Annotated in this window: 1 protein-coding gene and 2 pseudogenes; all 3 read right to left on the bottom strand. The window is 65.2% G+C overall.

Annotation, left to right across the window (positions count from 1 at the left end; all coding sequences use genetic code 11):
• Positions 1–343 (bottom strand): annotated as a pseudogene (locus ACH4S8_RS45060) (hypothetical protein); the annotation flags it as partial.
• A pseudogene (locus ACH4S8_RS45055) lies at positions 325–591 on the bottom strand (transposase); the annotation flags it as partial. The pseudogenes ACH4S8_RS45060 and ACH4S8_RS45055, both read right to left, overlap by 19 nt.
• Before the next feature lie 292 nt (positions 592–883).
• Positions 884–2,524 (bottom strand): hypothetical protein, encoded by a 1,641-nt coding sequence (locus tag ACH4S8_RS45050; RefSeq protein ID WP_398405168.1) that lies wholly within the window; start codon positions 2,522–2,524, stop codon positions 884–886.
• Between the last annotated feature and the right edge of the window lie 111 nt (positions 2,525–2,635).

Here is a 2,635-nt window from a genome sequence, read left to right as displayed (position 1 = left end):
GCCGACTGACCCCCGTCGAATTCGAGACCGTCATGATCGCACCGGCCCTCCAGGCCGCGTGACCGAACCTGTCACCCGAACCTGCACCAGACCCGATCTCTGATTCCTCTTGTGACAGGTGCGTCTGACACAGGGCGAGGAACCCGGTCATGGAGGGGCTCAGTTTCTCCTCGAAAGCTTGCCCTGAGCCAGGTACGAAGTCCGTCTCTAGGGGGACGTCCTCGTAGGGCGGCAGGCCGCGCCGCCTGAGTTCAGCGTTGAGCGCTGAAGCAACTTCGCCCCACCCATCTTCCTCGTCATCGAACCATTCCTCCGCGCCAACGCTCACCAGATACACACCCATGCCGGGAAGCTATCGCGCGCATCTGACATCGATCGGTGAGCCAACAGGACTCGCTTGCGGAGCAGTGCGAAGCCGGCGCGGCCGAACATCTGGCGCTTGAGCATCTTGATCCGGTTGACGTGTCCTTCGGCGACGCCGGAGTTCCAGGGCAGGGTGAGTCCGGCGACGACCGCGTCACGGTCTCGGTCGATGCCGATCGCGAGAGTGCGGAGGCTGGGAAGGCCGTCCTGGCGGACGGCGTCAAGCCACAGACTCGGACCCTGTACGAGGTGATCAAGCAGTGGAGCTCTCCTGCGACCTCGGCAAGCCTCGTGCCGGACCTTGTTGCGTTCGTTGAGACGGTGAGGGGCAAGGTGATCGCGCTCTGGATCGAGCCCGACTTCATCCCAGGCCTCTGAACCGCACATCTCCGCCCGTGCGCCGGTGGGATGATCTTGGCATGGCTGGTGTGATCACGGCGTCGGAGCCGCCCTCTGCTGCTACAAGAGGTTCGTCCGCCTCACGACATAGGACACGGTCTAAAGATCAAACCAGGAGGGCTCACGCGTTCCACAGCTCGGTGAGCAGCGCCCGCACGAGGGGGTTCGAGCTCGTGGGATGCCCGCAGAAGCGGTCCTTGAACTGCTGCACCGCAATGTTCTTCGCCTCCGTGCGGATCGCCGGGGGGTCGTAACGCGCGTACTTGTAGACCCACATGACGTAGAGCGTCGCGCGAGCGAAGCCGCTGCCGGGTTCGAACGTCGCGTCCATGCCGTCGTCGATGGCGGGAGCGCCCGTCCAGGCGGTGCACGTGGCATGGCCAGGGTCCCCCGGCTCGTTGTGCCGGCTCTCGTGGTTGAACAGGTACAGCGAGTGGACGTACGGGGCGGCCACGGTAGGCGTCGCAGGGTTGTTCCACCACGTGGTGAACGTACGGTTGAGGTTGATCACTCCGCCGCCCGCCATGTTGAGCGCGGTGTCCAGCGAGACCCGGATCGTGTGCGTGTTCAGCCGCACCTGCTCGTAGGCGGTCGCGGCCGTCCCGTAAGGCAGCGGCTCGGAGAACCGCTGGTGGCGTAGCACGTCGAGCTTCGCGATGACGGCGGTGCGCGACGGGTTCGGCGAGGTCTGGTCGAAGGGAAAACCGGGATACGAGTCCCACCGCTGGGTCGGGTCGCCGGAGGCGCCGTCCACCCAGTCGAACGTGAAGTCTCCGAGCACGCGGCCGATCTCCGCCGGCGAGGGTGCCGCCTGGTACAACGTCCCCAGGTTGGCGAACACGCGTACGGTGATGCTCTGCTTGAGGCGCTCCTTCGAAGCGGTGATCACATGTGTACCGGGTGACAGCGTGACGGTCGGCGAGCCCGTGCCGAGCGCGCCGTCGATGCTCGACTGCCAGGCGATGCCGTCGCTATTCCAGGACGGCCCGGTCGCGTTGAGGATGTTTGCGTCGAGCGAGGTGGTCTCGCCGCCGACGAAGCGCTCTCCTTCGAGCGGGCTCTTGATGTTCATGGACCCGCCGAACCACGGGGACATGCTGATGCCGACGTGGTTGAAGTTGTAGCCGAGGCCCATTCGCTTCACGACGCTGCCGCTGAGCGCGAGCGTCCACAGGTAGGAGAAGCCGTCCTCCTCGTTCGCCACGAAGTAGAAGAGGTTCTCCGACGGCGAGTGGCACAGCCCGCCGAATACGCGCAGCCCGGCGCCGAAGAGCTTGGTCACGGTGCTGCTCGTCTTGATGGAGTAGAACCAGGTGAAGTTGTCCTGCGTGATCAGCGCGTAGAAGGTGTCGCTCGCCTGCACGTAGGTCAGGCCGACGGCTACGCCGAGGGTGATCGTGAACAGTTCGCTGGCCTGGCCGCTCATGGTGATGCTGTAGAGCTTGACGGATCCGTCGGACTCGTTCGAGAGCGCGTAAAAGCAGTCGTCCGCGCTGTGGTAGGCGATCCCGCCGGTCATGGTCTGGCGGGTCGGGCCCAGGATCTCGAGCGCTCCGGCTGTGCTGATGCTGCACAGGAGCGGGCCTTCGGGATTGGTCGGTGCCACGGTGTAGTAGAGCCGGGGTGCCGGTTTGTACGTCAGCCCCGCCAACTGCCGCGCTGGGGTGATGGGCTGGTCCTTCACCGTGCCCTGGATGTCGATGGTGGTCCAAGTGGGATCGGTACCCGGGTGCTGGGAGCCGATCGTGTAGAGGTCGATCATGCGAACCGCCGCTTGCCTAGTGCTGTGACCGCGAAGGTTCACCGGGGTGGGGTGTATCGATGGCTCCCAGCGGCAGTACAGTCGGCGCGCTGAAGGAGCAGAGGAGCCCCG

The organism is Streptomyces sp. NPDC021080, assembly GCF_044333225.1.
GTDB lineage: Bacteria > Actinomycetota > Actinomycetes > Streptomycetales > Streptomycetaceae > Streptomyces.
The sequence above is the reverse complement of the archived record's forward strand: the minus strand, read 5'-3'. Positions and strand labels throughout refer to the sequence as shown.